At 36.7% G+C, this 25,976-nt stretch carries 24 protein-coding genes, 7 pseudogenes and 1 riboswitch; of the genes and pseudogenes, 12 read left to right on the plus strand and 19 right to left on the minus strand.

Annotated features, from left to right (window positions below):
• Nucleotides 1-321 precede the first annotated feature (321 nt).
• The 10 genes from lepA to pgsA all read right to left on the minus strand — a co-directional run bounded on the left by lepA (nt 322) and on the right by pgsA (nt 10,819).
• On the minus strand, nt 322-2,118 hold the full coding sequence (gene lepA / locus AAGD84_RS03970; RefSeq protein WP_265037975.1) for a translation elongation factor 4: 1,797 nt from the start codon (nt 2,116-2,118) through the stop codon (nt 322-324).
• Nucleotides 2,119-2,193: 75 nt separating this feature from the next.
• Nucleotides 2,194-3,597: a malonyl-CoA decarboxylase gene (locus AAGD84_RS03975; protein ID WP_015588958.1), complete on the minus strand. Its 1,404-nt coding sequence runs from the start codon at nt 3,595-3,597 to the stop codon at nt 2,194-2,196.
• A 1,189-nt stretch (nt 3,598-4,786) separates the two neighbouring features.
• Nucleotides 4,787-5,479 carry a thiamine diphosphokinase gene (locus AAGD84_RS03980; RefSeq protein ID WP_010962623.1) on the minus strand — a complete coding sequence of 231 codons (693 nt, stop codon included), beginning with the start codon at nt 5,477-5,479 and terminating at the stop codon, nt 4,787-4,789.
• Nucleotides 5,460-5,735 (minus strand): SemiSWEET family sugar transporter, encoded by a 276-nt coding sequence (locus AAGD84_RS03985; protein WP_006280002.1) that lies wholly within the window; start codon nt 5,733-5,735, stop codon nt 5,460-5,462. The genes AAGD84_RS03980 and AAGD84_RS03985 overlap by 20 nt, the downstream gene beginning before the upstream one ends.
• Nucleotides 5,724-5,826, minus strand: a riboswitch (TPP riboswitch). (Overlaps the previous gene by 12 nt.)
• A gap of 76 nt (nt 5,827-5,902) precedes the next feature.
• A complete protein-coding gene (locus AAGD84_RS03990; RefSeq protein WP_341818165.1) occupies nt 5,903-6,748 on the minus strand; it encodes an SPFH domain-containing protein in 846 nt (281 codons plus the stop codon).
• Nucleotides 6,749-6,755: 7 nt separating this feature from the next.
• Nucleotides 6,756-7,652, minus strand: a complete 897-nt coding sequence (locus AAGD84_RS03995; RefSeq protein ID WP_265037976.1) for a M23 family metallopeptidase — start codon at nt 7,650-7,652, stop codon at nt 6,756-6,758.
• 3 nt (nt 7,653-7,655) lie between these two features.
• Entirely contained in the window at nt 7,656-8,396 is a 741-nt protein-coding gene (locus AAGD84_RS04000; RefSeq protein WP_341817833.1) for a YebC/PmpR family DNA-binding transcriptional regulator, read from the minus strand.
• A 59-nt stretch (nt 8,397-8,455) separates the two neighbouring features.
• A complete protein-coding gene (locus AAGD84_RS04005) occupies nt 8,456-9,163 on the minus strand; it encodes an outer membrane protein assembly factor BamD (RefSeq protein WP_264723456.1) in 708 nt (235 codons plus the stop codon).
• 60 nt (nt 9,164-9,223) lie between these two features.
• Nucleotides 9,224-10,165 carry a hypothetical protein gene (locus AAGD84_RS04010; RefSeq protein ID WP_265037977.1) on the minus strand — a complete coding sequence of 314 codons (942 nt, stop codon included), beginning with the start codon at nt 10,163-10,165 and terminating at the stop codon, nt 9,224-9,226.
• 111 nt (nt 10,166-10,276) lie between these two features.
• Nucleotides 10,277-10,819 (minus strand): CDP-diacylglycerol--glycerol-3-phosphate 3-phosphatidyltransferase, encoded by a 543-nt coding sequence (gene pgsA / locus AAGD84_RS04015; RefSeq protein WP_264723385.1) that lies wholly within the window; start codon nt 10,817-10,819, stop codon nt 10,277-10,279.
• Between the two features lie 134 nt (nt 10,820-10,953).
• Between pgsA and AAGD84_RS04020 the strand changes: the two genes are divergently transcribed.
• Complete coding sequence (locus tag AAGD84_RS04020) at nt 10,954-12,276, plus strand: malic enzyme-like NAD(P)-binding protein (protein ID WP_264723455.1); 1,323 nt, start codon at nt 10,954-10,956, stop codon at nt 12,274-12,276.
• A 14-nt stretch (nt 12,277-12,290) separates the two neighbouring features.
• On the opposite strand, the gene AAGD84_RS04025 is transcribed toward AAGD84_RS04020, so the two are convergent.
• Nucleotides 12,291-13,202, minus strand: coding sequence for a P44/Msp2 family outer membrane protein (locus tag AAGD84_RS04025; RefSeq protein ID WP_341817834.1), 912 nt, complete (start codon nt 13,200-13,202; stop codon nt 12,291-12,293).
• Between the two features lie 126 nt (nt 13,203-13,328).
• Between AAGD84_RS04025 and AAGD84_RS04030 the strand changes: the two genes are divergently transcribed.
• The 6 genes and pseudogenes from AAGD84_RS04030 to AAGD84_RS04055 form a co-directional block, all read left to right on the plus strand.
• Nucleotides 13,329-13,547, plus strand: a complete 219-nt coding sequence (locus tag AAGD84_RS04030) for a BolA/IbaG family iron-sulfur metabolism protein (RefSeq protein WP_006280012.1) — start codon at nt 13,329-13,331, stop codon at nt 13,545-13,547.
• 15 nt (nt 13,548-13,562) lie between these two features.
• Complete coding sequence (gene grxD / locus AAGD84_RS04035) at nt 13,563-13,886, plus strand: Grx4 family monothiol glutaredoxin (protein ID WP_006280013.1); 324 nt, start codon at nt 13,563-13,565, stop codon at nt 13,884-13,886.
• 162 nt (nt 13,887-14,048) lie between these two features.
• Nucleotides 14,049-14,561, plus strand: coding sequence for a hypothetical protein (locus tag AAGD84_RS04040; RefSeq protein WP_245611107.1), 513 nt, complete (start codon nt 14,049-14,051; stop codon nt 14,559-14,561).
• Nucleotides 14,546-15,847 (plus strand): group II intron reverse transcriptase/maturase, encoded by a 1,302-nt coding sequence (gene ltrA / locus AAGD84_RS04045; RefSeq protein ID WP_338476458.1) that lies wholly within the window; start codon nt 14,546-14,548, stop codon nt 15,845-15,847. Before AAGD84_RS04040 ends, ltrA (AAGD84_RS04045) begins: the two co-directional genes overlap by 16 nt.
• Nucleotides 15,848-15,858: 11 nt before the next feature.
• Complete coding sequence (locus tag AAGD84_RS04050; protein ID WP_264722855.1) at nt 15,859-16,032, plus strand: hypothetical protein; 174 nt, start codon at nt 15,859-15,861, stop codon at nt 16,030-16,032.
• 64 nt (nt 16,033-16,096) lie between these two features.
• A pseudogene (locus AAGD84_RS04055) lies at nt 16,097-16,480 on the plus strand (DUF6444 domain-containing protein); the annotation flags it as partial.
• Between the two features lie 28 nt (nt 16,481-16,508).
• Here AAGD84_RS04055 and AAGD84_RS04060 read toward each other — a convergent pair.
• Nucleotides 16,509-17,367: pseudogene (locus tag AAGD84_RS04060) on the minus strand (IS630 family transposase).
• Nucleotides 17,368-17,432: 65 nt separating this feature from the next.
• Between AAGD84_RS04060 and AAGD84_RS04065 the strand changes: the two are divergent.
• Together AAGD84_RS04065 and AAGD84_RS04070 are read left to right on the plus strand one after the other, a co-directional pair.
• Nucleotides 17,433-17,660, plus strand: a pseudogene (locus AAGD84_RS04065) (IS66 family transposase); the annotation flags it as partial.
• A 54-nt stretch (nt 17,661-17,714) separates the two neighbouring features.
• Nucleotides 17,715-18,406 (plus strand): annotated as a pseudogene (locus AAGD84_RS04070) (transposase DNA-binding-containing protein); the annotation flags it as partial.
• On the opposite strand, the gene AAGD84_RS04075 reads toward AAGD84_RS04070, so the two are convergent.
• From AAGD84_RS04075 to AAGD84_RS04085, 3 genes are read right to left on the minus strand one after another with little or no spacing between them, the layout of a single operon-like run.
• Complete coding sequence (locus tag AAGD84_RS04075; protein ID WP_341817836.1) at nt 18,398-18,520, minus strand: hypothetical protein; 123 nt, start codon at nt 18,518-18,520, stop codon at nt 18,398-18,400. The pseudogene AAGD84_RS04070 and the gene AAGD84_RS04075 overlap by 9 nt on opposite strands.
• A gap of 11 nt (nt 18,521-18,531) precedes the next feature.
• A complete protein-coding gene (gene ltrA, locus AAGD84_RS04080) occupies nt 18,532-19,833 on the minus strand; it encodes a group II intron reverse transcriptase/maturase (protein WP_338476458.1) in 1,302 nt (433 codons plus the stop codon).
• Nucleotides 19,818-20,330, minus strand: a complete 513-nt coding sequence (locus AAGD84_RS04085) for a hypothetical protein (RefSeq protein WP_245611107.1) — start codon at nt 20,328-20,330, stop codon at nt 19,818-19,820. Before AAGD84_RS04085 ends, ltrA (AAGD84_RS04080) begins: the two co-directional genes overlap by 16 nt.
• Before the next feature lie 9 nt (nt 20,331-20,339).
• On the opposite strand from AAGD84_RS04085, the pseudogene AAGD84_RS04090 reads away from it, so the two are divergent.
• Nucleotides 20,340-21,015, plus strand: a pseudogene (locus tag AAGD84_RS04090) (IS4 family transposase); the annotation flags it as partial.
• Between the two features lie 7 nt (nt 21,016-21,022).
• Here AAGD84_RS04090 and AAGD84_RS04095 read toward each other — a convergent pair.
• Nucleotides 21,023-21,608: pseudogene (locus tag AAGD84_RS04095) on the minus strand (DUF6444 domain-containing protein); the annotation flags it as partial.
• A gap of 87 nt (nt 21,609-21,695) precedes the next feature.
• On the opposite strand from AAGD84_RS04095, the pseudogene AAGD84_RS04100 reads away from it, so the two are divergent.
• Nucleotides 21,696-21,827: pseudogene (locus tag AAGD84_RS04100) on the plus strand (transposase); the annotation flags it as partial.
• Here AAGD84_RS04100 and fumC read toward each other — a convergent pair.
• Nucleotides 21,818-23,212 (minus strand): class II fumarate hydratase, encoded by a 1,395-nt coding sequence (gene fumC / locus AAGD84_RS04105; RefSeq protein WP_265037835.1) that lies wholly within the window; start codon nt 23,210-23,212, stop codon nt 21,818-21,820. The pseudogene AAGD84_RS04100 and the gene fumC sit on opposite strands and share 10 nt — an antisense overlap.
• Before the next feature lie 127 nt (nt 23,213-23,339).
• On the opposite strand from fumC, the gene AAGD84_RS04110 reads away from it, so the two are divergent.
• On the plus strand, nt 23,340-23,480 hold the full coding sequence (locus AAGD84_RS04110; RefSeq protein WP_153296801.1) for a hypothetical protein: 141 nt from the start codon (nt 23,340-23,342) through the stop codon (nt 23,478-23,480).
• Between the two features lie 207 nt (nt 23,481-23,687).
• Here AAGD84_RS04110 and cgtA read toward each other — a convergent pair whose 3' ends face one another.
• Nucleotides 23,688-24,710, minus strand: coding sequence for an Obg family GTPase CgtA (cgtA, locus tag AAGD84_RS04115; RefSeq protein ID WP_174515741.1), 1,023 nt, complete (start codon nt 24,708-24,710; stop codon nt 23,688-23,690).
• Complete coding sequence (gene eno, locus AAGD84_RS04120) at nt 24,698-25,972, minus strand: phosphopyruvate hydratase (RefSeq protein WP_341817837.1); 1,275 nt, start codon at nt 25,970-25,972, stop codon at nt 24,698-24,700. The genes cgtA and eno overlap by 13 nt, the downstream gene beginning before the upstream one ends.
• Nucleotides 25,973-25,976 lie beyond the last annotated feature (4 nt).

Below are 25,976 nucleotides of genomic sequence, written 5' to 3' on the forward strand. Positions count from 1 at the left end.
CAGAAAAAAAGGCAAAAGAAGCCCTAGGGTAGCTAGTTATTCACTATCCATTTTTTAAGTTGGCGTTTTTTTATGTTTTAAACGCTTTATAAGCGCGTTTCAGCTTATGTAGGTAGAAGTTTGATAAAGACATAAGGTGCACATAGTGCAAAAAATTAAACATGAGACGCCAGATACGTGAGTTTTTTTGTCATTTAATCTGTACAGAGAAGATAAATAAATAGCTTCACTTTCATGATAAGGGGGCTGGCAGAGTTTGTCAAGTAAGTTTTTTCGTTTCTAACGGTTGTTGCCAAAAACTATACAAGAAGTCTTTTAAGATCAATCACTTATCTTCAAGGCTTGAATAAAAGCATTCTGTGGAATATTTACGTTCCCTATAGAATGTAACCTTTTTTTACCCTTCTTTTGCTTTTCAAGTAGTTTCATTCTTCGCGTTACATCTCCACCATAGAGTTTAGCTGTTACATCTTTTCTGTATGGGTTAATCGTTTCTCTGGCAATGATTTTTCCGCCCACTGCCGCTTGAATCGCGATTTTGTATTGCTGACGTGGTATTAAATCCTTCAAGCGTGCACATATTTCACGCCCTCTTTTTTCTGCCCTACTTTTGTGAACGATACAAGCCAGTGCATCTACGGGCTCTCCATTAATTAAAAAGCTTAATTTATCTATTTGGCTTACCAGATAGCTGGAAATTTCCCAATCTAAGCTTGCATATCCTTTGGAAATTGATTTTAATCGATCATAAAAGTCAAAAACAACTTCAGACAGTGGTAACTTATATCTTAACAATGCTGTTGTTGTGTTACCAATGTAAGATAAATCCTCCTGTTCTCCCCTCCTTTCTTCACATAGAGATAGAATCTCTCCCAAGTATTGATCAGGAACCATTATGGTTGCGGTAATCCACGGTTCTTCCACAATTTCAATTTTTGTTGGATCTGGCATATCACTTGGGTTATGAATATTCAAAATTTCACCACTTCGTGTTGTAACCCTGTATATAACACTTGGCGCAGTTGCTGTTAGGTCTAAATCAAATTCTCTCTCGAGCCTTTCTTGAATAACTTCAAGATGCAACATTCCCAAAAAACCACAACGAAATCCATAGCCTAGTGCATTTGAAGTTTCAGCTTCGAAGGTAAAACTTGCATCATTTAAATGTAACTTTTCTAGAGCTTCCCTTAAATATTTAAAATCATCCGTTTTGTGAGGGAAAATGCTACAAAATACCACAGGATGCACTTCTTTAAATCCAGGAAGTGCTTCACTACAAGGTCTCTTTTCCTCAGTGATAGTGTCCCCTACCTTGCAGTCTGCCACTTCCTTCATTGAAGCAGTTATAAAACCAACTTCACCCGCTGAAAGTTCACCCGTCATCACTTTTTTAGGGGTGAAAATACCAATATTGTCCACTTGATATGTAGCATTATTAGACATCATAACAATTCTCATGCCTTTTTTTAGCACTCCATTTTTAACTCGCACTAAAATTACTACTCCTAAGTAAGTGTCATACCAACTATCAACCAAAATTGCTTGCAATGGAGCATTTACATCACCTTGAGGAGCTGGAAGTTTTGCTACTATTGCTTCCAGTACATCTTTTATTCCAAGTCCAGTTTTTGCTGATATTAAAACTGACTCACTTGCATCAATACCGATTATTTCCTCAACCTGGAGTTTTACCCCTTCTGGATCTGCAGCAGGAAGATCAACTTTATTGAGCACAACTATTATTTCATGGTTGTTGTCAATAGCTTTATATACATTTGCAAGGGTTTGTGCTTCAACGCCCTGGCTACTATCTACCACTAAAAGTGAACCTTCGCACGCTGCTAAGCTTCGACTTACCTCGTAAGAAAAGTCAACGTGACCTGGGGTGTCCATGAGATTTAGGCAATATTGATTACCGTCGTTTGCCGTATAATTGAGTTTTACCGTCTGTGCCTTAATTGTAATCCCACGTTCGCGTTCTATATCCATTGAATCGAGTATTTGATTGGTCATTTCTCTTGCTTCAAGGCCGTTACATTCCTCTATTAAACGGTCAGCAAGCGTTGACTTACCGTGGTCTATATGCGCTATTATTGCAAAATTTCTTATGTTGTTCATTTATGGCTATTTTACTTAAGTAGAACCATTTTACATTTTAAGTGTTGTGAGGGCAATCCTTTATTAAGAGACTATTTACTCCTTCAACATAGACGACACTTTTTTCGAGCAGGAAATCACTTTATTAACCATATAGTTTTCATGATTATTATCTATTTTAGGCAACTCATATAGATAATTTACCATCATCCCGGCTGACTGACTAATACCCTTTTCAGAAGTATCCGCCATCCAGTTTAATTGTTTTATTGATGCGCCATTGCTTAAATGAAAATGCGCCACCGGGTCATAAGTATTTCCATTACTATTATTCACTTTTAGTAAATAATATGCACATAGTTTAAGCATGTATTGTTTAGTTTCATTTGTACATTCAACATTAGTTTTTAATTGCTCTGCACTTTCTAAAATTTCTGCACTAGATTGTTTTATATTTAGTTTGCCCAATAAAGTGACATCTTGGTTTAGATTGTTTTTTAGCCATTTCGTAAAGCCAGGTATTGGAGAAAGAGTTGCATATGTTTTTATACTTTTAAACTCCTGTGATAGCTTTTCTACAACCCTTTTGATCAAAAAATTACCAAGGCTGATTCCAGATAACCCTGCTTGAGTGTTTGATATTGAATAGAATATAGCAGTGCTTGCATTACTCGGATCATTTGAAGGTACTGACTCATCTAAAAGGTGTTGAATGCTATCTGCAATCTTATCCACCAATGCAACCTCTACAAAAATTAGAGGTTCGTTTGGTATCTTGTAATGAAAAAAAGCAAAACAGAGACGATCAGAATCTAGTCTGTTTTTTAGGTCGCCCCAAGAGGAAATTTTATGCACAGCTTCATATTTTATAAGTTTTTCTAGCAATGATGCAGGTGAATCCCAAGTGATTTGACGAAGATCGAGTAGATCAACATCAACCCAAGTATAGAGTATATTTTTTAATTCGCTCTCTAGTGGATTCAAGCTTCTATATTGGTTCTTTAGCTTAAGCACATCAGAACGCATATCAACAATAAACTTAAGGCCTTCTGGTAAAGAAATAAATTGCTTCAATATTTTAGAACGTGGTGATTCAAGAATTTTTATTAAATCCTGTTCAAATTTATAGTTTAACTCGGGATCTTGGTTTTTCTTATACTCTCTAATTTTCTCATCTATTTCCGCTTTATTCGGATTAAATTTTTCTGCCAGGGTTTGTAGAAATTTTATTTTACCTTTCTCTGATAAGCTTAAGTACAAGTTACCAAGAGATACAGCATTTTTACGTGCTGAAACCTCCCCTCCCTTTGGATTTAAGCACTCGTTCATCTTCAAGACTAAACTATCGATATCGCGACTGTTGCTTAAATCAGGACTGATGTTACCAATCCACGATCTTACAGCATCTGCCACTCCACCTAGTATTTTAAAAAAGCTTCTTACCGCCTTTTTGTCTTCAACTTTCACTATATCAGTTTTTACCAATGATTCTTTTGTCATAGATTCCCTTTATTATACATGGCTAATGCAAGTCAGGGTCATACCGCTGCGATATCTCTAGATCCCGCTAACAAGTAGCGGGATGACGAATTTGTCGTTTGTCAAATCGTCGGTAAACCCAAGTTATTTTAGCTACATATAGCTTAAGTTAAAGGAAAATTTTAGCTACATAGCAGGCACTATTACTAGATTATTAATAATTCAGTAATACAATAGACTTCTTGCACTACCTCCCAAGCCACAACTGTCATTCAGTAGAAACGAAAAAACTTGCTTGACAAACTCCGCCAGCCCACTTATCATGAAACTGAAGCTATTGTATTTGCTTTCGCCAATCTGCAGATTAAAAGGTAAGGATTACTTAATGTATCGGCGTCTTATGTTCAATTTTTTGCAGTATATAGATACTGTATGTCTTTACAAAACTTCATCTACATCTAGATTTTTATCTAAATAAGCTGAACGCGCTTATAAAGCGTTACAAGACATCAAAAAATGCCAATACTCGACAGAGATAGTAAAAGACTAGCTAACTCGGGGATTCTTTGTCTTTTTTTCTGCTTAGTAAATTTCTTAAACATTTGCAGCGTAGGTTAGTTGCAATTAAAAGCGGCTGAATCTCGCTTGTCAAGCGTTTAAAACATAAAAAACGCCAATATTTTAAAGCGGATAATAACCTCAGGGCTTCTTTTGCCTTTTTTTTCATTTAGTAAATTTCTTAATGTTTGTGGCTAAAAGAGTCCAAGAGAGGTGTCATGCCAGTGCTCCTTTTTTTGTCATCCAAGTAGCTGACACTGGGATCCAGCCTTTCACGCAATCCCATCAAGAACGTTGTATTTTACATAACACTTTTATGCTTACCAACTTAATAAAATTCCTGGATCCCAGTGTCTGGGCACTGGGATGACAGGCTAGCCTGACAACCGTCATTCCTGTAAAGATCAAGTATCCCACTACGTGTTAGCGGATGAGATACCGCCGCGGCGGTATGACGGTCTGCGGCGGTATGACGGTTAAGCAATTCGTCATCCCGCTGCTTGTTAGCGGCTAAGAGATACCGCGGCGGTATGACGTAGGACTGCTGTCATTCAAGTAGCTGAAACTGGAATGACACGTCATAAAGGAACCAGTGTCAGCTACTTGGATGATACCTTTTTTCTACTTAGTTTGGGTTATGCAAGAAGTCTATTTACTTCTTAACTTGACGCACATGATGTCTTGCAGCATCATCTACTGTCTCTAAATAAATCATTGCTAGACATATACCACTGTGTACTTCTACGGATACCTTATTGCCTAAACTTCGATTAAAGCAAGAATTTTTTCCCGGAAAAGCAAGATTACTAAGGTGCAGTTCCCATTTTAATCCTTTGGTTGATATTTGAGCTCTCGGTATACCAAGTAAAGATATTTTAGTATTTTTTGGCAAAGAAAAAAAATGGGTAATACCTTTTTGTAAAGTGTAACCTACCATGGGAGGTGAAGGTGTGTAAAAGATACTGCCCGTACTTAGAAAAATGTTAATATTCTGTAGTATGTGATCAATTGCTCCTCCAGTAATACCCGTTACTATTGATGGCAATAACTTTACTGTTTTTAAGTGAGCCATTGCTTTAGAAAAGTCGCAATAATCTTGATCAGGTAGATATATCGTATTCAAATTAGCACGTAAATCCAGATTTACGCTATCCAAATCTCCTACTACAAGATCAGGTTTTACGCCAATTGATAGAAGCTTGTTTGCTCCTCCATCTACAGCAATAATAGGTATATCTCGTTTAAAAAACGATGAGCTCGGTATTTTTCCATTTAGCACTACAATAGAACGATATTGTTGTTGTGTACTGCAGTGCAGCACATGATCATGGTGCAGGTTTTGCATCGTAGTAACATTTTTGAATAATTGATATTATGCTAATCACTAATCCAGCAATATTGCTAAGCACCACAAAAATTGAGCTCTGGTAAAGACCATAGCCAATCCAAGACAATGAACAAATAAGATAGTTTACTAACATTAACATCGATACATCACGAGTAACTTTAGTGATATATGCTTTATATACTTGAGGTGATAATCCAATTAGAGATGCAATTAACGCAATGAAGCCGAAGCATTCTTCAATATTTATATACATACATTTTCCTACGCTTGCTTTAACAATATCAGGTTCAAAGGGTTGTACTTTATGTACTCTCAGCTTTTCTAGAGCACCCCTAATGCGTGTAATTTATAACATCATTTAGTCTATTAATCAAGAAATTAATAGTGACTTGCATTTATGAAACCCAATCGGCTTCTATGCTAATTATTATCTAAACTAATCGTCGGTTGTGCATCTTGCTCAGAGATTAGGGAAACCAACAAATTATTTATCAATTGAACCTTTTGCTTGCCATCTAATTGTAAGCTTTTGTTTTTTTCAAAATGAGCTATTACTTCCTCGACAATTCCTATTGCATTTTGCACTATATGCCTTCTTGCCGAAGTGATAGCATGTGCTTGTTGACGCCTTAACATTGCTTGTGCAATCTCGGACGAATACGCCAAATGCGATATTCTTGCTTCTGTAATCTCAATTCCTGCAATATCTAATCTTTGTTGTAACATTGACTGCAATTCACTCGAAATTTTATCAGAATTTTTACGTAAAGACTCCTCATCGCTTTCGCTATCATACGGATAATTGCTTGCTAATTCTCTTATTACTGAGTCACTTTGTACAAAAACAAATTCGTGATAGTTGTTAACATTATAATACGCCTTTGCAGGACTGCTCACTCTCCAAACAATTACTGCAGAAATCTCTATTGGACTTCCATTTGCATCATTAACTTTTATTTTTTCTGTGTTAATATTCTGAAATTTTAGGGAAACTATATATTTGCTTGAAAAGGGAAGCGTTACACATATTCCAGACTTAAAATAAGTTCCAATATAATGACCAAAAAATTCTATCACTCTTGCTTCATTAGGGTCATTAATAAAAAATCCTTGAAGAAAAGTCAAAATTGAAACGGCAGCAACTCCAAGTGCAATTGTGCTGTCATATGCCAAAAAAAGCAGCGATAAAATTAATCCTAGCACTATTAGTACAGGAAAAGCCCGAATTTGACTCAAATTTCTATCGTTTATCGTATTCTTATCCATACTGTCTTTAAACTTCTTTTTCACTTGAACCCTCTCTGTTGATCGTTTTATTTATCTTATTTACAAATAGTTTAAACTCTCTTAATTCATGATCAGGCAATTTTACTTCAGTTTTATGCGCTATCGTAAGCGGATCGATGTGTTTGCTGTTATATATAACTTCGTAATGTAAATGGGGTCCTGTTGCAACACCAGTGCTACCAACATAAGCGATGACCTGCCCCTGCTTTACTTTAGAGCCTAACTTTATATCGCCACTAAATCTACTTATATGCGCGTAACAGGTTGAATATTCATTTTTGTGTTTTATTTTGATGTAATTTCCATAGCCACCATTCTTTCCTATATATTCTACCACACCCTCTGCAGCAGCGTATATGGGAGTGCCAAGTTTAGCTGCATAATCCACTCCTTTGTGAAAAGCAATTTTACCGCGAACAGGATGCTTTCTATTGCCAAATTTTGAGGATATGCGATAATCTCCATTTAAAGGATTTGCAAAAATTTCGCCATTTTTTAAGCTTATTCCTTCATTATTAAAATACCTTTCTTTGCCGTCTTGCGATTTATAATGATATAAACTAATAGCTTTCTTGTTTATTGTCAGTGAAGCATATAAAATTTTTTCTTCAGTCTTCTGATTATTAGGCAATCTCTCAAAAAGAACCTCCAATTTACTCTCTGGCACAATGTCTTTTTTAAAATCAACACCAAAATCTTTATATATGTTGATCAATTTCACCACTGTATTTGGCGCCAACCCTTGCTCAATTCCCGTGGCAAAAAAAGAAGATTTTATGGTGCTGGATATTAAAAAAGTCTCTTTACTGTTATCTGGAGTCTTAAGGGCGTGTATATTAAATATTGGTAAAATATAAAACAGTATAAATATAATCAGCTTCATCATTTAAACAGCATCAACAAAAGTAAAATTACCTTCCACATACTGTACATCGTCGTTATCTTCTAGTTCTTCAACCAATGCAGATAATTTATCAATTAACTCTTTATCGCTAATTTCAATCAGATCTTTTGGCTGCCATGAAAGACGAGCAAGTTCTGGTTCTCCGAATTTTGCATAAAAGGCATCGCGTACTTTACCAAAATCTTTTATTTCACAAGTTATAACGTGTAATCCTTTTTTGTCATTTTCCTCAACATTCAATACTTCTAATTCGATTCCATGACTGAATAAATCATCAAAATTCACACCCTCTGCTTTATAGACAATTAAACCTACATGATCAAAAAGGTAACTAACACTTCCTGTTTCTCCCAAGTTTCCACTCTTGCGAGAAAATATATAACGTACCTCAGAAGCAGTACGGTTGCGGTTATTAGTCAAGGCATGGACAATGAGTGCAGTACCAGAAGGCCCATGACCTTCATATTGGATTTCTTCGTAATTTTCTCCAGCAACGTTACCAGTTGCATTTTTTATTGCTGTTTCTATTTTATCTTTTGGTAGATTTTCCTTGCGTGCAGCAAATATAGCAAAGCGAAGGCGCGGGTTGAGTTCGGGATCGGGTAGCCCTTGCTTTGCAGCAACTGCTATTTCTCTGATCAGCTTCGTAAATTTTTGAGAGCGCTTTGCATCCTGAGCGCCTTTCCGATGTTTTATATTTGAAAATTGTGAATGACCAGCCATATTCAAATAGTTAAAAACCTAATTATATATCAAAGCATAGAAAAAGCTAAAGCAAATTTTCAAGCCTCTGGCTTGGCATCTTGCAGGTTTTCTGCTAATAACATACTTTCATACTGCTCAGCTTCTAAGTCAAGGCCAAGAGCTGAATGGGCTGCTATTAAATGGTTAATAGACTTAGAAAAATATTTAGAATCCTTATAGCTTGCCATATTCTGGAAACGCTTAATTGCTGCTAAATATTCACCACGCCTCAGGTAAAATTTACCGATAGAATACTCTTTTGTTGATATATGCTCTGTGATTAGGTTTGCTTTTTCCTTTATCTCGCCTACATATTCGCTGCCTGGAAAGAGATTAATGTACTCAGTGGCTAGCTCTAAAGTTTTATATGCAGTTTGCTGTCCAAGTTGCACTTTATTAATTTGCATGTAATAAGATAATACTCTTAAGTAGTATACATATGGTAAATCTTCACCATTTGAATAAACATATATATAATCATCCATATCACTTGCAGCACTGCTATAGTTACCCATATTATAGTGAGAAACCCCAGATAATAATTTCGCTTTCATTGCCCAATAAGAAAAAGGATACAAATCCTCTATCTTATGAAATGCCCTAATAGCTTGTTTATATTTTTTCTGGTCAAAAAGTTCAACTGCTTCTTCATATAGTTCAGTTTCAGTTTTTTCAAGATCATCCGCATACGATTGTGTAAAGGAGCAAATTAGGAAAATAAAGCACGTGATTAAAGTCTTATACATAAGATTTTTTTCGATCAAAATAAAGTATAGACCTAAATATTACTTAAATAAATAAATTTCTTAGGCAACAGCCGGTCCTTCTTCTTTATAACTACGGTCAGAACTACCTGCATTTCTTGATTCACCTCGTCCTTCCACTTTTGGATCTTTCAGCGTCTTACTGTAGGAATGTATAGTTAAGACCTGTACAGCCATAAAAATTGCAATACCTATCAAGCCTAAAGTAGGTCCAACAGCAGGATTTAAGGACGATGCTAATGCCATTAACATTATCCTTCTTATTAAAAATATAGAAGAACCAGCAAGCGCCAATCCGGCTACAGACATATTGCTAGTTTTCTTGCTAGATTTCTCATCAAGATCAGACTTTTCTGTTTCCTTTTTCTTATTTTTTTCATGCTTATCAATATAAGAAACAATAGTTGCAAGAAAAGCAATTGCATTGGCAAGAAATAAAATTGCATCCTCTGCTGCTTCAAGTGAAGATGTTTCACCCATTATCATACCTACAATAACCAGTGCAGTTGTTATAGCCTCAATATAGATCAAACACTGACCTATATCAGAAATATTGTGCTCTTTTTCCTTTACTTCCTTTCCATTTTCAATATTCTTCAACTCTCGTTCTTTTTGTGCTATTTTCCTATTATTGTAAATTAAATATAGTGTACAAATAAGAGATAGGACCATGAAAGGTAATATAGTGTGACTTAGCGCGCCACTTATCACGCCAAGTAATACCTGATCGCTACATATTTTTTCCAGTTCAATAGCCATAAATAATGCAAATGGAACCATTGTTACCAATGATGCACATTTTCTATATAGCTCTCTTTTTTTTAGTGCTAATAGTTCTTGTTCTAGCCTTTCTCTTTTGACTTCTTTATCAACTGTTGGCCAAAAATCCCAAAAAAACTCTTCTAATGGTTCAAAATCTCTTTTTTTCTTATTCTTTCCTGGAACCTTTTTAGTAGAAGAAAATTTGCCACTAGGTATTTTCATAATATTAACCTAATTAGTTGTAAGTTAATACAATTATACACCTTTTTGCTTTCTGAGTCAATATCACTAAGATATTAACTACTCTTGTCTATTAACTATTTCCTAGGAGATTTAACCAATCTGTTTGATGCCAGCTAGGATATAATTATAGCCTGACCACACAGTTATAATAGCTGCAACCCATAAACAAATCGCACCTGTATATTGAATCATATAATAATCGTTCATTATTAGCGCTACTACAGCAACCATCTGTAGAAATGTTTTAATTTTTCCAGCTTTGCTTACAGGTAGACTAACATTTGTAGCTATCAGAAACTCCCGTAAACCCGAAACTAATATCTCCCGACAGATGATGATAATCGACGGTACTATTGTAAAATCATTTATCTTATGCTTATAAACTAGCATAATTATCGTTGAAACCACTATTAATTTGTCAGCAATTGGATCAAATAGCTTGCCAAACTTTGATTGGACTTTCCACGCACGCGCCAGGTAACCATCAAAAAAATCCGTAATGCATGCAAATATAAAGATTGATATTGTTATCAGGCCTGCATATTTATTTTCTATATAAAAACTTAATATTATTGCTGGTATTGCAAGTGCACGAGAAATCGTAAGCAAATTAGGCAAGTTCTTCTTAAGCATGTAATACCATTTTACGTAGTAGGTAAACTTATACAGAAGTACAACAGAGTTCACAAGCTAATAGTTTACAATTGAACATTTATAAAAACTCCATATACTTAAAAAATACAAGCTTAAAATATAAGGATGTAATGATGAACGATGATTTAGATAGTACCACAAAACAAGAAGCACTTAAGTATCACAGTAGAGGTGGTAACCCTGGTAAAATTTCAATTATGCCAACAAAACCTTTATCTACCCAGTATGATTTGTCACTTGCTTATTCCCCTGGCGTTGCAGCTCCGTGTCTTGAAATAGCTAAAAATCCTGAGGTTGTTTATGATTATACGGCAAAAAGCAACTGTGTTGCTGTCATTTCAAATGGCACTGCAGTGCTTGGACTTGGTAATATCGGTCCTCTTGCTTCAAAACCGGTCATGGAAGGCAAAGCTGTTTTATTTAAGCGTTTTGCTGATATTGATGCAGTTGATATAGAAGTTGATACAGAAAATATAGAAGATTTTATCAATGCAGTAAGGTATCTTGGGCCAAGTTGGGGAGGAATAAATTTAGAAGATATAAGATCTCCTGATTGTTTTATAATAGAGAAACGCCTGAATGAACTGATGGATATTCCAGTGTTCCATGATGACCAGCATGGAACTGCGGTGGTTGTTGCAGCTGGCATAGAAAATGCTCTTGATATTGTCGGAAAGAAATTAGAGGACGTTAAGATCATTATGAATGGTGCTGGAGCAGCCGGTGTTGCATGTTTAGAAATACTAAAGTCCATGGGTGCTAAAAATATAGTGCTGTGTGATAAGCAAGGAGTAATATACAAAGGTAGAAACGAAGACATGAATGAGTGGAAGGAAAAGTATGCAATTGATACTTCCGAACGTTCTCTACTTGATACAATAAAAGGCGCTGATGTATTCATCGGACTATCTGCAAAAGATGTGTTAAATGAAGAGATGTTAAAGAGTATGGGCAAAGACCCGATTATTTTCGCTCTCGCCAACCCTGATCCAGAAGTAAGGCCTGAGTTTGCAAAATCTGTGAGGCCAGATGCAATAATCGCAACTGGTAGATCAGATTACAATAACCAAGTTAATAATGTCATGGGGTTTCCTTATATATTTAGAGGAGCACTTGATGTGCGTGCAACAACAATAAATGATGAAATGAAAATTGCAGCTGCAGATGCAATAGCAAAGCTTGCCCGTGAGCCAGTACCAGGTGAGATATCTGCAGTCTATGGCGGTCGTAAAATGGGCTATGGACGTGAATATATAATACCTACTCCATTTGACCCAAGATTAATTTCTATAGTAGCTCCTGCTGTTGCAAAAGCCGCAGTTGATTCAGGTGTTGCAAGAAAGGCAATACAAGATTGGAGTAAATATGAAAATCAATTAAAATCTCGTCTTTCTAATGTTCTCAGCACGCTGAATTTACTATCTTCACATATGTAATTTATTGGATAAAGTTAAAAGTGATAAACCAATCCAAACTCTAAGCCATATAAGCCAAACCTATTGGTAATGGTTGCAGTTGTTGATTCAACACGTGCAGTTTCATCAACTTTACTTCCTCCACCGGCAGGAATATATCCTTCACCAGCTAGTATCTTTATTCCTGGTACAATATCTTTAAATTGGTTATCAAGGATACCAAAATAGCGTAAACCAGCAAATGCTTGAGTTTGTGCTGTAAGTTGGTGATTGATACCAAGTTTTGCTTGGTAAGCCAAGGCATATCTGGTTTTTCCTAGAAATTTAACCCTAGTTACACCTGCACCAATACCAACATATGGGGTGAATGGCATTTTTGCTATATTAAAATCACGATATACATTGACCATTCCAGCTAAGTTATTAAAACCTTCATTTTTCATCTTAAATGCAGCTCTGAACTCTGCTTCAACACTACAATTTTCTTGAATGTGAATATCAACCTTTCCACTTCTCCAAGGTGAATTGCATTCCGCTCCAGTAGACGCATCATTGTGACGACGAAGTTCAATATATCTTGCTTTTTTCTTATCTGAATAATCTTCATCATATAAGTTAGTCTGAGAATATAAGCCTTCAAACTCAACTCTCATATTTTTGAATAAATACCCTATTGCAGCACTACCGGCAAACCCTGGAACATATTTAGGACTGTATCCAGCTTCAATTCGCTCCTTCTTATTAAAACTAAAAACCCCCTCTGTTATATTGTCACCTGCATCTTCTTTTCCTTCTAGAGAACCTATTGCATTGAAGAATGCTCCAAAATAGTTAGCTTTGATGTAAACATTCTCTAAGTTATTTATTTTATCATCGTAAGATAAGCACCTAAATGAAAAAGTTAGCAAAACCAATAGATATGTGAATTTAAATCTTTCGCCCACCACAAAGCCTCCCTGCATAACTTGTCATTCCATTATTATAGTATGCTTCTATTTTTTATGATAGCAACTTTTTATTGCGCTCAATCGTTTTAGATTTATAATGAAAGTATTGTAATTTAAAGCAAATCAATGACTATTGCAATTCACGAATTAGAGAGGATCATCAAACAATCGTTCCCCGACGCTGATATAAAGATTCATGATCTTGCTGGAGATGATGACCATTATCATTTAAAAATAAACTCCAAGTGTTTTCTTGGAAAGACAAAAATAGAACAGCATAAAATGGTATATAAAGCTCTGGAAGGTCAGTCTATACACGCCTTGCAACTGGAAACTAATACTTAAAAATAAGGTGAATTTATGAGCAATTTTGAACAAATAAAAAAAGATATAACAGAAAATGATGTGGTATTGTATATGAAAGGCACTTCTGATTTTCCTCAATGCGGATTCTCTGGACTCGTCGTGTCAATCCTAAAAAAATTGAACGTGAAGTTTAAGTATATTAACGTGTTGGAGAATGATGAAATACGTGAATCTATAAAAAAATTTTCTGATTGGCCAACAATTCCACAATTATATATAAAGGAAGAGTTTATTGGTGGTTGCGACATCACTCGCGAGATGTACGAAAAAGGCGAACTGCAAAGTTTATTGAAGGAAAAAAAAATTATTGCGGAATAAGTACCAAGAAACCAGTGCCCAGACGCTGGATAACGTAGTATAGCTATGAAAAAGGATCTTATGTCTTAAACCGTATCCGTTCAGCGGAGTGGTAGAATAAGGTAGACAAAGCAAGATAATAAAGATAATCATAGAGCAAAAGTGAGGGTGCGATCCGATGTCATGGTGCGCCAAGAAGTGCTTGGAGAACAGTTGGTGAAAATCCAACACAAACAAAGTCTAGCCAACAGTTTGGAACAGACCACTATGTTGCATGAGGTAACGAGTGTAATAGAGCTAGTGGGATGGACAATGCAGGGCACAACGGAAGTGAAGGAGTGGAGTCCCGAAATACCTGAAGACATAGAGGTCGACATGTTCATGGCCATGGAAGACAGCATGAAGGATAACGTAAAGGCAAGTTATCACTCACTCTATCGGGATCTGAGACCGTGCCATGTATTGAAATGGACTTCAAGTGAACTTGGGAGATCCCATGCATTCCTATTAAGGTACGTTGGAACAAGTCAACAAAGGCAAGAACTAGCGGAAGATGCAGGGGAAGTCGGACTGATTGATAGTACTCAGAATGTGGGAAAGCCACGTACAAGGGGAAGCGATCAGCAATATAGTAACTGGAATAGGGATTGCTATGCCAATACAACGGAGGTAGGAATAACATGCGATATAAACTAAACCAGATAGCAGTAAGAGCAAAGCAAGATAAGCGACTAAAATTCACATCGTTAGTCCATCTGATAAATACAGAGAATCTTGCGAGATGTTATAAAGAACTGAAGCGTAACAAGGCTTGTGGAGTAGACCAGATAACAGTGGAATCATACGGAGAAAATCTGAATGAGAAACTCGAAGTGCTAGTAGAAAGTATGAAGAGGAAGCAATATCAACCACAACCAGTAAAGAGGGTATATATACCGAAAGCTGGAAGTAAAGAGAAACGCGGACTCGGAATACCATCGACCGAGGATAAATTAGTGCAGATTATGCTGAAGAAGATATTAGAAAATATTTACGAGGCAAACTTTCTGGACAGCTCATATGGATTTCGACCAGGAAGAAACTGTCATCAAGCGGTAAATGCACTAGATAAAGCAGTTATGTACAAGCCAATAAACTACATTGTAGAAGTGGATATCAAGAAGTTCTACGATAATATACAGCATAAATGGCTAATGAGGTGTCTAAGGGAACGAATAACTGACCCAAATTTGCTGTGGTTAGTAAAGCGGTTTCTCAAGGCAGGGATAGTCGAAGCTGGAAATTATGAAGCAACAAAACAAGGTACACCACAAGGCGGTATAGTAAGTCCTGTATTAGCAAATATATACTTACATTATGTGTTGGATTTATGGATAGAAAAGAAATTTAAACCAAGATCCAGAGGATATATACAAGTAATAAGGTTTTGCGATGATTTTGTGGTTTGTTGCGAAAGTAAGGTAGACGCGGAAGAATTTCTGGAATTACTGAAACAAAGGCTAAATAAATTTGGGTTGGAAGTATCTGAAAACAAAACCAGAGTAGTAAAGTTTGGCAAGAGGGAGTGGCAACGAGCGATAAGAGAGAAACGAAGGACGGAAAGTTTCAATTTTCTGGGGTTTACGCACTATGGTGCAAAAAGTCGTCGTGGTAGATTAATGATGGGACATAAAACCTCTAAGTTAAATCTAGCCAGAAAACTAAAAGAAATCAAGGAGTGGTTGAAAATAGTCCGCGGAAGTATTCGACTTAAAGATTGGTGGCAAGTACTGAAGGCTAAATTAACAGGACACTATAACTACTTTGGTATTAGCGGAAATTATTGGTGTTTGAAACAATTTTACACATCAGTAAGAAAGCTAGCATTTAAATGGATAAATCGGCGTAGTCAGAAAAAGAGTATGACCTGGGAACAGTTTGTACACTACGTAGAAGTAAATCCATTACCAAAGCCAAAAATACATTTTTCTTTATATGCATAAGAGGGACGACTGTGAAAACTAATATTGATGAGCCGTGTGCGGGAAATCTGCAAGCACGGTTCTTTAGGGGGAGTTGTAGTAATAAAACTCAAACGAGAGGAGTAAAGCTACAGCTTCTACCGAACATTATTTACATAGGAGTGTGTATGACAAACACCAAGTTAGAGAGAAGCCGGATGTGGTGAAAGTCACAAGTCCGGTTTCGAAGTCGAGTGGGGAGAGGTGACTTTCCTCACTTAGATAACTAATGTGGTAAACCTTTTAGAACTTTGCAAAAATTTGCAGCAAAAAATAGAAAAACTGAAAGCAGAGATAGAAAACTTAAAAGCAGAAAATAAAGCTTTAAAGATAGAGAACGCTGAATTAAAGGAAAGGCTCGGTTTAAATTCAAAAAACTCATCCCTGCCCAGCTCAAAAGAGCTATACAAAATAAAAAAGGACAAGCCAAAAAGCGAAAGGAATGTTGGCGATCAGGTTGGGCATAAAGGAAATTTTCATGCCACAATGGAAGCGGATAAAGTAGTAAAAATAGAGTTGCCTAATATTTGCGAATGCGGAGGAGAGCTTGTAATATGCGAAAAACCTTATGTTCACCAAAAAGTTGATCTTCCGGAAATTAGGCCTTATGTAGTATAGCATTTCTCATAATAGTCCGAACAGGTCATAGGAAGGCAGAATCAACAGCACGACGAAAGGATTCGAATAGAGGAATTTTTTCCTGGCTCTGTTTTTTATAGCAAACCAATGATGCTCAATTTTGTTGAAATCTGGAGAATAAGGCGGCAGATACAAAATTTCTGCACCAACCCCTTTAGCAAGCTCGATAATCTTATCAGACTTATGAAAAGTAGCATTGTCAAGAATGACAGTCTGTCCAGGTTCCAAGATCGGTGTCAAAAATTGCTCAAACCATCCATTAAAAACATCCATATTACAGTGGCCTTCAAAGGTTAACGGAACAACTATCTTTCTTCCACTTAAGGCTGCAACCATACTGATTCGTTGAGTTTTCTTTCCAGATTTTAAGGCATAAAACCGCTGTCCTTTCTGGCAATATCCGTAGGGGTAGTCTTCGGTGTTATCAATGCCAGACTCATCTATATACACTAAGTTTTTAGGTTCTTTTGTCGCTATAATTTTCAAAAATTCAGCACGTTTTTCTTCGTTTCTTTCCTTGTATCCATATGTCTTTTTTTGCGCGTAAATCCAATTTTTTTAAGGGCTCGATAGATCGTTTGGATACTAACGTTGTTCCAAAGTTTAGCCATTTCCGATAGAGTCTTTCCTCCGTGTTCTCTGGCAAATTTGGCAAAGGTATCCCAGTCGGTAATTTTGTGATTGTAACCCCCATTTCCAAGTTTTTTTGATTGAAAGTCTCCTGTTTCTTTTCTTCTTTGCTGCCACTCCCATAAAGTAGTTCGTCCAATCTTAAATCTTGCTGCCACTGTTTCTCTGCTTTCTCCTTCGTCTAGCGCTTCCATTGCTTTTTTTCTTAAATCATAACTATATGCTGCTGGCATTCAACCTCCTTATCATCATCTACCCTTATCCTATCACATCCGGACTTTTATGGAAAGAGCTATAATTGGAACATGGTCGTTGTTGGAGATGCAGAAAAAGAAAAAGTAGCAAGTTACCAGAAGGTGTTACGCCAGATACATTTGGTCCAAGGGTTAAGTCTATAATTGCAGCACTCAGCGGATTTTACAAAAACTCAAAGCGTGAAGTGGCTAGTATCATAAATGACATTTTTAATTTGAACATAAGTGTTGGCAGCATATCAAATCTTACTATTACCCACAAATATAAATGTACTTATAAATAAAGTATTACAATATTAGAGTTTGCAAATATTGAGGGTATAAAAATGGCAAACGAGAGTAATGAATGGGCTAAAAATGAATTTGGAGATGCTGTACTTGGAGATAAAAGATTAACTGACCGATTAGTAAAGATTGCTGATAGTTTGATAAGTTTACCTGAAAGCTCAATTAATGAGGCATGCGGAAGTTGGTCAGAAGCAAAAGCAGCATAACGTTTTTTTCAAAATGAGAACGTAAAAGAAGTCGATATTCTAGCTTCACACATTGATAAAACAGTTGAGAGAACAAAAGCTCATAAAAGAATTCTTGTGATTCAAGATACAACTTATATTTCATACTCAAGCCATAAGCGGATTGGGAACTATTGCTGGAAAAGGAGCAGTAATGCATACAGCCCTTGCTGTTAGTACGGAAGCTGGGAATACTGGATCAAAAGATTTACTCGAGGCAACTCATTTCTGAAGAAGAAAAAAGACTAAAGAGCCATCGTAACAACGTTCATATTGAGGATAAAGAAAGTATGAAATGGCTAGAAAGTTTAAAGAAAACAAATAATATTATAGATCTGGCCCAAACCGAAGCTATAACTGTATGTGACAGAGAAGCAGATATGCATGATTTTTTTGAACTTGCACATAATCTTAACTCAGCAATTTTAGTAAGAGCTCGCCACAACAGAAATGTAAATAAAAAATTCATGCATACCAGGAACAAGCAAAAATTATGGTCATTTATCGTTCGGTAGAAGCTGTAGCTTTACTCCTCTCGTTTGAGTTTTATTACTACAACTCCCCCTAAAGAACCGTGCTTGCAGATTTCCCGCACACGGCTCATCAATATTAGTTTTCACAGTCGTCCCTCTTATGCATATAAAGAAAAATGTATTTTTGGCTTTGGTAATGGATTTACTTCTACGTAGTGTACAAACTGTTCCCAGGTCATACTCTTTTTCTGACTACGCCGATTTATCCATTTAAATGCTAGCTTTCTTACTGATGTGTAAAATTGTTTCAAACACCAATAATTTCCGCTAATACCAAAGTAGTTATAGTGTCCTGTTAATTTAGCCTTCAGTACTTGCCACCAATCTTTAAGTCGAATACTTCCGCGGACTATTTTCAACCACTCCTTGATTTCTTTTAGTTTTCTGGCTAGATTTAACTTAGAGGTTTTATGTCCCATCATTAATCTACCACGACGACTTTTTGCACCATAGTGCGTAAACCCCAGAAAATTGAAACTTTCCGTCCTTCGTTTCTCTCTTATCGCTCGTTGCCACTCCCTCTTGCCAAACTTTACTACTCTGGTTTTGTTTTCAGATACTTCCAACCCAAATTTATTTAGCCTTTGTTTCAGTAATTCCAGAAATTCTTCCGCGTCTACCTTACTTTCGCAACAAACCACAAAATCATCGCAAAACCTTATTACTTGTATATATCCTCTGGATCTTGGTTTAAATTTCTTTTCTATCCATAAATCCAACACATAATGTAAGTATATATTTGCTAATACAGGACTTACTATACCGCCTTGTGGTGTACCTTGTTTTGTTGCTTCATAATTTCCAGCTTCGACTATCCCTGCCTTGAGAAACCGCTTTACTAACCACAGCAAATTTGGGTCAGTTATTCGTTCCCTTAGACACCTCATTAGCCATTTATGCTGTATATTATCGTAGAACTTCTTGATATCCACTTCTACAATGTAGTTTATTGGCTTGTACATAACTGCTTTATCTAGTGCATTTACCGCTTGATGACAGTTTCTTCCTGGTCGAAATCCATATGAGCTGTCCAGAAAGTTTGCCTCGTAAATATTTTCTAATATCTTCTTCAGCATAATCTGTACTAATTTATCCTCGGTCGATGGTATTCCGAGTCCGCGTTTCTCTTTACTTCCAGCTTTCGGTATATATACCCTCTTTACTGGTTGTGGTTGATATTGCTTCCTCTTCATACTTTCTACTAGCACTTCGAGTTTCTCATTCAGATTTTCTCCGTATGATTCCACTGTTATCTGGTCTACTCCACAAGCCTTGTTACGCTTCAGTTCTTTATAACATCTCGCAAGATTCTCTGTATTTATCAGATGGACTAACGATGTGAATTTTAGTCGCTTATCTTGCTTTGCTCTTACTGCTATCTGGTTTAGTTTATATCGCATGTTATTCCTACCTCCGTTGTATTGGCATAGCAATCCCTATTCCAGTTACTATATTGCTGATCGCTTCCCCTTGTACGTGGCTTTCCCACATTCTGAGTACTATCAATCAGTCCGACTTCCCCTGCATCTTCCGCTAGTTCTTGCCTTTGTTGACTTGTTCCAACGTACCTTAATAGGAATGCATGGGATCTCCCAAGTTCACTTGAAGTCCATTTCAATACATGGCACGGTCTCAGATCCCGATAGAGTGAGTGATAACTTGCCTTTACGTTATCCTTCATGCTGTCTTCCATGGCCATGAACATGTCGACCTCTATGTCTTCAGGTATTTCGGGACTCCACTCCTTCACTTCCGTTGTGCCCTGCATTGTCCATCCCACTAGCTCTATTACACTCGTTACCTCATGCAACATAGTGGTCTGTTCCAAACTGTTGGCTAGACTTTGTTTGTGTTGGATTTTCACCAACTGTTCTCCAAGCACTTCTTGGCGCACCAAGGCCTCCCTTGCGCTGGAAAAGTAGAAGTTGAAATCCCTGCTAGAGATAACAAGCAAAAAAGGACAGCGTTTTTAGAAATTAGATTCGGAAAATTTATCACATGAAGGCCATATAAAATGTAAAGAAGGTCACATAAAATATAAACCGACAGAGTCTACAACTTCACGCAATTCATGTTGTTGAAAAAAACTCTCCTCCCGAAGCAAGTCCTCTAGAGTGGATGCTTTTTTCCGGTCAGTACTTTTGAAGAAGCTGTTGAAAAAGTTAGTTGGTATTGTTTGAGATGGAAAATATAGATATTGCATAAGATTTTAAAATCTGGTCTCAAAGTTGAGGAATGTAGACTTGGAACAGCAGAAAGATTAATGAGGTATTTAACAGTCATGAGCATTATTGCTTGGAGAATTTTCTTTATTACATCAATTGCAAGAACTAACCCAACATTACCATGTACTGCCTTATTAGCTGAGGAAGAATGGAAAGTTTTATATGTTAAAATACACAGGAAACCATGTCCAAATATAGCCCCTACTATAAAAGAAGCCGTTTCGTGAACTTGGAGGCCATTTAGCAAGAAAAAATGACCCAAAACCAGGACCAATTACTCTTTGGAAAGGATATAAACGTCTCTTTGATTTAGCAGAAGGATGGCGACTTGCTCACGAACCTCATATTTGTGGGTAATAGTAAGATTTGATATGCTGCCAACACTTATGTTCAAATTAAAAATGTCATTTATGATACTAGCCACTTCACGCTTTGAGTTTTTGTAAAATCCGCTGAGTGCTGCAATTATAGACTTAACCCTTGGACCAAATGTATCTGGCGTAACACCTTCTGGTAACTTGCTACTTTTTCTTTTTCTGCATCTCCAACAACGACCATGTTCCAATTACTACATAAGGCCTAATTTCCGGAAGATCAACTTTTTGGTGAACATAAGGTTTTTCGCATATTACAAGCTCTCCTCCGCATTCGCAAATATTAGGCAACTCTATTTTTACTACTTTATCCGCTTCCATTGTGGCATGAAAATTTCCTTTATGCCCAACCTGATCGCCAACATTCCTTTCGCTTTTTGGCTTGTCCTTTTTTATTTTGTATAGCTCTTTTGAGCTGGGCAGGGATGAGTTTTTTGAATTTAAACCGAGCCTTTCCTTTAATTCAGCGTTCTCTATCTTTAAAGCTTTATTTTCTGCTTTTAAGTTTTCTATCTCTGCTTTCAGTTTTTCTATTTTTTGCTGTAAATTTTTGCAAAGTTCTAAAAGGTTTACCACATTACCTCACTTTTGCTCTATGATTATCTTTATTATCTTGCTTTGTCTACCTTATTCTACCACTCCGCTGAACGGATACAAAAAATTGGTAAAGAGGAAGGGAAAATTGAAGTTACAAAAACAATGCTAGCTAATAATGTTGATGTTAACACTATTGTCAAGTTTACTGGCCTTTCTATTAGTGAGATTGAAGAATTAAGTGTGAGCGGTTACAAATAATTTACCATTTCTTCTGGTTTCACTATCCTTTCAAACTCTTCCTCAGTGAGCAGTTGAAGTTTTGCTGCTGCTTCTTTTAGAGTGATATTTTCTTTATAAGCAAGCTTCGCTATTTTTGCTGCATTGTCGTACCCTATATGCGTATTTAATATAGTGACCAACATCAACGACTGATTCAGTAAATCTTTTATCCTCTCTTCATTTGCTTTAATACCAATTACACATTTTTCTGTAAAATTTAAACTTGCGTCAGCTAAAAGTCTTATAGACTGCAAAACATTGTAAATTATCACTGGCTTAAACACATTCAATTCAAAATGACCGTTTGAACCACTAATGGTTACAGCAACATGATTTCCCATAACTTGAGTGCATACCATAGTCACCGCTTCACACTGAGTTGGATTCACTTTACCTGGCATAATTGAAGAACCAGGCTCATTTTCCGGTAACATTATTTCCCCAATTCCGCATCTTGGACCAGAACCAAGCAACCTTATATCATTTGCAATTTTCATTAAACTGACTGCTACTGTATTGAGTGTTCCACTGAGCTCAACTAAAGCATCATTTGCTGCTAGCGCTTCAAATTTATTGCCTGCTGAAGTAAATGGAAGGTTAGTAATTCCTGCAACTTGCTTTGCAAAATCTTCAGCAAAACCCTTTTTAGTATTGAGTCCCGTGCCAACCGCAGTGCCACCTTGTGCAAGCTCATATATATCACTTAAAGTTGATTTTACTCTCTCTATCCCCTTTTTAATCTGGACTGCATAGCCAGAGAACTCCTGTCCTAGTGTTAGGGGCGTTGCATCTTGCAGATGAGTACGTCCTACTTTTATTATATCTTTAAATTCCTGAACCTTATTATCCAGCACCTTATGCAATTTTTCAAGATTTGGAATAAGCAAGCGGTTTATCTGGTCTGCTGCTGCTATATGCATTGCTGTTGGAAAGGTGTCATTTGACGACTGACCATAATTCACATGATCATTTGGATGTATCGGAGATTTACTACCCAAATTACCACCTAAAATCTCTATTGCGCGATTGCTGATCACTTCATTCATATTCATATTAGTCTGCGTTCCGGATCCGGTTTGCCAAACAACAAGCGGAAATTCATTATTAAATTTGCCATCTATTACTTCCTTTGCGGCTGCGCAGATTGCGTCCCCTACCTTATTATCTATGCTACCCTGCTTCATGTTAACATGTGCTGCTGCAAGTTTTACTATTGCTAATGCTTTAATCAGAGGCTCTGGCATTTTTTCTGTGCCAATCTTAAAATTTTCTAAAGAACGCTGAGTCTGCGCTCCCCAGTAATGTTCACTTGGTACTTTTACTTCCCCTAAGCTGTCTGATTCTATTCTCGTCTTTCTATCCATATTTTCCTCCTGGTGTTATGCAAACTGGTTCACTACATAATTTTTTCATGCCTACTTCTTGGTTAATTAAATCATACTAGATCCAAGTAGTCAAGTGTACGAACATTGCAATTTTCAGGTAACTTGCATGGTAGATGTACAACTGTACGAACATTGTCTAGCAGGAGGGTGTCATCCCAGCGCCCCTATGATGTCATCCCAGTGCTTGACACTTGGATCCAGAAATTTTATTAAGTTGGTAAGCATAAAAGTAGCCGTTTTATGTTAAAATACAACGTTTTGATGATTATGAAAAGGCTGGATCCCAGTGTCTGGGCACTGGGATGACACCATCTGCCACGCAAATTGCCTGCAAATTGCAATGTTCGTACAGTTGTGTGGTAGATGCAAGTAGCTGACACTGGGATTTGTTGTGTTTAACAAAAACAAATGTTCGTACAAATATATTCTAGTTATATGATAAAATAAATGAAATTCACATCTTAAAAGGATCATATACATCGATTTCCTTAGAATTACTCTTTTTCAATTTTTCACTTAATAATCTTAAAATAGGCTGTAAATCACCATTAATTGATAAGCACAGCACTTCTTTATTGAGATAATTAGCTAGGTGATTCTTCTTTTCCAGAATTTCTGCTTCCCTCAATAAGTCGCATTTGTTTAATACTACAATCTCTTCTTTTTCAACAAGATCACTATTGTAAAGTTCCAATTCATTATGGATACAACTATAAGCCGAAACAACGTCATCGTGAGTTACATCGATTAAATGAAGTAAAATTTGACACCTTTCTATGTGCTTTAAAAATTTATGCCCGAGCCCAACTCCAAGGTGAGCATCAGTAATTATTCCAGGAATATCTGCTATTACAACTTCGCTATCATCCACTTTTACCATGCCTAAATGAGGTCTTACGGTGGTAAATGGATAATCGCCTACTTTTGTATCGGAATTTGAGCAGCGAGTCAAAAATTTTGATTTACCTGCGTTTGGCATGCCAATAATTCCAACATCTGATAAAACTTTTAGTTTTAATAATACATGTTTTTCTTCGCCAGGCTGACCGTAAGTAAAATGTCTTGGTGCCTTATTAGTAGAAGATTTAAAATTAGTATTTCCAAGTCCACCTTTTCCACCCTGTGCTACTTGAAATTCCATACCAGGCTTGTCAAGGTCTACTATTATCTCTTCACTTTCTTCATCAATTATTTGTGCACCGACTGGAACTTTAAGTATAACGTCTTTCCCTGCTGTGCCAGATCTATCCCTGCCTGCACCATTTTTTCCACTATCTGCTTTAATGTGTCTTCTATAACGAAAATGAAGCAAAGTGTTGAGATTAGCGTCGCTGATGAAAACTATGTTTCCACCCTTTCCTCCATTACCACCATTTGGACCACCAAATTCAACGAACTTTTCTCGACGAAAACTTGCACAGCCATCACCACCGTCACCAGCTTTTAAACACAATTTTACTTCGTCTATAAAACCCATGCTAACCCACGATAATATTTAGCATCCTTTCCTAATGCGCTTTCTATTCTGATTAGCTCGTTATACTTCGCGAGTCTATCAGAACGCGATAGCGACCCGGTTTTTATTTGCCCGCAATTTGATGCAACTGCTATGTGGGATATTGTTGTGTCTTCTGTTTCACCTGAGCGATGAGAAATAACAACTTTATAGCCATTTGATTTTGCCATTTCAATAGCAGCAAAAGTTTCTGTTAACGTCCCTATTTGATTTGGCTTGATCAGTACAGCATTTGCCATTTTTTCCTCTATTCCTTTGCATATCAGTTCACAATTTGTAACAAACAAATCATCCCCAACCAATTGAATTTTACTCCCCAATTTTGCAGTAAGTAATTTCCAACCTTCATAGTCGTCTTCACTCATTGCATCTTCTATAGAAATTATTGGATATCTTTCCACAAGATTACAATAATATTCAGTCAACTCTTCTGAAGTAAGATCTCTGTGTTCAAATTTGTAAATTCCATCTTCATAAAAAGTAGATGAAGCAACATCAAGGCCTAGTGCAAAATCACTTTGCGCTGAATAACCTGCTGATTCTATAGCGTATATGATCAAATCAAGTGCTTCTTCAGTACTTTCAATATTTGGTGCAAAACCACCTTCATCCCCTACATTTGTGCTATAACCTTTTTTCTTAAGAATGCTACGTAAGTTGTGGAATACCTCCGCAGATATTCTAATCGCTTCGCTGAAAGTCTCAGCACCGACCGGAAGAATCATGAATTCTTGGAAATCGAGCTTATTGTCTGCATGTACTCCACCATTAATTATGTTAATGAGTGGAACCGGCATAACACTCGTCTGCTTTCCTCCCAAATATCTATATAGCGGCATTTTGAAACTGTTTGCTGCTGCTTTTGCAACTGCAAGAGACACACCCAAAGTTGCATTTGCTCCAAGTTTTGATTTGTTTTTTGTTCCATCCAGTTCAATTAATGCTTTATCAATTGCATTTTGGTCCGCTGCATTCATTCCAATGATTTCATCTGCTATTATCCCATTTACAGCTTGAACAGCTTTCAGCACTCCCTTACCACAATACCTTTTCTCATCTTGGTCCCTGAGTTCCAAGGCTTCTAATTTACCGGTTGAAGCTCCAGAAGGTACAGATGCCCTGCCTATTGCACCATCACAGAGCTCAATTTCTACCTCAATAGTGGGGTAACCCCTGCTATCTAAAATTTCTCTTGCAAATACGTTATTGATTATCTTATTCATTACA

The organism is Wolbachia endosymbiont (group A) of Andrena fulva, assembly GCF_964026815.1.
Taxonomy (GTDB): Bacteria; Pseudomonadota; Alphaproteobacteria; order Rickettsiales; family Anaplasmataceae; genus Wolbachia; species Wolbachia pipientis.